Annotated in this window: 3 protein-coding genes; all 3 read left to right on the top strand. The window is 40.1% G+C overall.

Going from position 1 to position 3,378, the window contains the following annotated elements; all coding sequences use genetic code 11:
- The first annotated feature begins 328 nt into the window (after window positions 1-328).
- The 3 genes from F6K53_RS35930 (at window position 329) to F6K53_RS35920 (ending at window position 2,144) form a co-directional block, all read left to right on the top strand.
- Window positions 329-1,252, top strand: a complete 924-nt coding sequence (locus F6K53_RS35930) for a glycosyltransferase (RefSeq protein ID WP_293084182.1) — start codon at window positions 329-331, stop codon at window positions 1,250-1,252.
- 164 nt (window positions 1,253-1,416) lie between these two features.
- Window positions 1,417-1,638 (top strand): hypothetical protein, encoded by a 222-nt coding sequence (locus F6K53_RS35925; protein ID WP_293084179.1) that lies wholly within the window; start codon window positions 1,417-1,419, stop codon window positions 1,636-1,638.
- Between the two features lie 107 nt (window positions 1,639-1,745).
- A complete protein-coding gene (locus tag F6K53_RS35920) occupies window positions 1,746-2,144 on the top strand; it encodes a glycosyltransferase (protein WP_293084176.1) in 399 nt (132 codons plus the stop codon).
- Window positions 2,145-3,378: the final 1,234 nt, after the last annotated feature.

Genomic DNA, 3,378 nt, shown 5'->3' with positions numbered 1-3,378 from the left:
GGTAAACTTTACTCATGTGTCTCTCTCGGTGCTTGTATTTTGATAATTTGGTTCTTCAGTACCTACTATGCTAAATTTATAGTTAAAAACCCCCGAAAAGCTGACTGTGTAAGGGTTATGAGGCTATTTAACAATAAATTTTTCCAATATAGCTGCCTCTTCCTCCTGCTCCGAAGTCCCTGCTCCCTGCTCCCTTTGGCAAAGTGTTAATTTAGCATAACAAGTACGGAAGAGCCGATAATTTTTACACTGAGAGAGTTTTTTTACTGCCCAACCGACTTTTCAAACATCCTCTAAAACCTCTGAAGGATAAAATTCAGCCAATCCTATGACCTTAATCAGTAAATTGGGGTTTAAGCCACAAAAGCAAGCTCATTTAATTGCACCAGTAACCATTAAACCCTCTGATATATCGATAGTTATTCCCGTCAGGAATAATCAGAAAGGAATTGAATTATTTTTGTCAGAATTTTTCAAAACCCAGAACCTAGAAAGCTATCCACAAGAAATCATTATCGTTGATAATCAATCAAAGCCAGAGATTACTATCCCTAAACAGTTTCAAGTTGCTCCCCTTTCAATAAGAGTCATAAAATGCTCAAAAATTGGACCGGCATCTGCCAGAAATATGGGAATAAAGTCTGCTCAAGGAGATTGGATTTTATTTACCGATAGTGACTGTATTCCTTCAGAATCCTTAATCACAGGCTATCTTAATGCCATGAATGGCTCCATCGGATATGCAGGTAATGTTAAAGCCTGGAGCAATGATGTATTGTCAAACTATTATGAAACTCAAGAAATACTTGTACCATTAAAAGTTATTGAAGATGGCCAGATGCTCAGACCGGAATATTTAATTACAGCCAATGCCCTAGTGTGGAAAAAAGCACTTGAAAAAATCGGTGGTTTTAACGAAATTATTAAAATCGCTGCCGGTGAAGATATAGATTTAGGGTTTAGGTTATTAGAAATTGGCAACTTATCCTATAGTTGGGAATCAATTGTCTATCATGATTTCACTCACGGCATTATCGGATTTATTAAAAGATTTATCAGATATGGAAAAGGCAACAAACTAGTCAGTCAGCTATATTCCATTGACTTAACTCCTCAACCTTTTATTCCCAATAAACCCGGTTTGATAAATCAACTATTGTCAACATTACAATATGTGTGTCTTATAGTAGGATATAGGATTATAGCAAAGGGAGCAGGGAACAGGGAACAGGGAACAGGGAGTAGGGAGTAGGGAGTAGGGAGTAGGGAGTAGGGAGCGGTGCGACCCGTGGCGAATTTAATTCGCCAACGGAAAGCGCACCGTAGGGAATATGGCATCAAAAATTATCACAATTCCTAGACGAATCCCTATCGTTAAAAGATTACGTGACTCTATCTATAGCAGTTCTCATAGTAATGAGGTACACAGGATTTTTTCCCTCTTGCCTCTTGCCTGTTGCCTCTTGCCTATTCCCTATTCCCTGTTCCCTGTGCCCTATCTCCCCATCTCCCCACCCTCCCCACACCTCCGACACTCCCCACCCTCCCCAAAAATGTCCTGGTGGAATAGCCGAGATTGTGTATAGGAGTTATAGTGCAGCTACCCGGAAGTCTGAAGTCTCAACTCAGAAGTCATAAATTCTCTAATATCAAGGATTTCCACTGTAGGACGCGGGTTTGTTATTTCTGCACCCCTGCACTAGTCAGTTGGCAGAACTTCTAATCCAGACAATTGAGGTAATTCTATGACTTTCATCAACAAACTTCATTCAACGCCACAGAATTACTCCGATTTTACTGTACCCTTAAAAATTAAAGCATCTGATATATCAATCGTTATTCCCGTTAGGAATAATCAAGAAGAACTTGATTTATTTTTAACTGAGTTTTTTAACACCCAGAATCCCCACATCTATCCAAAAGAAATAATTATTGTTGATAATAACTCCAGGCGACCAATTACTATCCCTCAACACTTCCAAGGTAATAACCTTTCGATCAGATTACTGAAATGCGTAAAAAATGATTTGGCCTCTGCCAGAAATGTAGGCATCAACTATGCCAAAGGAGATTGGATTTTATTTACCGATAGCCACTGTCTTCCCTCTGAATCATTTATCGAAGGATATCTTAATAGCATATAGCAAGTCTTATACCCATGAGGTACAAATCTCTGGTTTTTAGGGAGCAGGGAGCAGGGAGCAGGGAGCAGGGAAGAATGAAGAGGGAAGAGGGAAGAGGGAAGAGGGAAGAGGGAAGAGGGAAGAGGGAAAAAATAATGTGTACCTCATAGCTATGAGAAACGCTATATTCGTTTATTGCAAAAAAGCATAAATACAATTAATATCTGGTTAAAAAAGAGAAATTAAACATATTATAGCCCAAACTATGGTTATCAAAAGGGATATAATCCGAAAATAGCTGATTTAGATAGATTTAGGTAATTTGTGCAATCTCATGGTAGATCAAATCAGAATAAAATGGCAGAAGCGTGGTCATAAAAGATTAGTGATAAAACTATAGGTAAAGCCTTTAAAAAAATCGGTTATACCCGATAAAAAAAATTTACGGTTATCGAGAAATGGATGAATAAAAAAGGCAATAGTTTCTAGAACAAATTTATAAAAATAAGCCAGACAAGCTAGTTTACATAGCGGTGCGACAAGGCGGGACGTTTCCAACTCCTAGGTCCCCGCTCCGCGAACGCCTAGGGCACGCGCACTAAGAGAGGAGAAAAAATTTGAGAATTAGTTGAATCAGCCGGTTGTGAACTTCAGGTGCGCGTTCCCTCTGACGGGGTGACAAACAGCCTTAAAAGCTTTACGGGGTGTGGGGTGTGGGGTGATGGGTGTAGGGGAAGATCAGGAGCTGGCGGAGTGGCGACGGGACGGTTAAATCAGGTTTCGGAGCGATTGTTATCCAATGGCTCACTCCAAATTCGCTGTCAGCCAAGCAAAGCGCGAGTGGGGGAAACCACGGCAGTTGCTCATGGGGGGAACCCCCAAGACCGCACTGCCTCCCCAAGACCGCGCTGCATCGCTTCTATTTTCCCCACACCCCACACCCGGTCACCCCATACCCTGTCTAGTTTAATGCCTTGTTGTCACCCCCTCAGGCGTTCCCTAGGCGCGCACCTTACTATTTGCCCCCTATTCTCCTGATTTAAATAAAATAGAACATTATTGATTTTCGATTAAAAATCGATTCAAAAAATCAAAAATAACTATCTAATAGTTTCGTATTTAGATTTAATTTTGCTGTTTATTTAACATCCTAATCTATACTAAAAATAGCAATAATTACGATTTTTATTACATCGAACTCAGGGAATACTCCGGTGGGTTGGTTCTTGCAGTTTAGTTTTTACCAAAAAAGCTC

Source organism: Moorena sp. SIO4A1 (genome assembly GCF_010672065.1).
Lineage (GTDB): Bacteria > Cyanobacteriota > Cyanobacteriia > Cyanobacteriales > Coleofasciculaceae > Moorena.
This window is presented reverse-complemented; position numbering and strand designations above follow the sequence as displayed.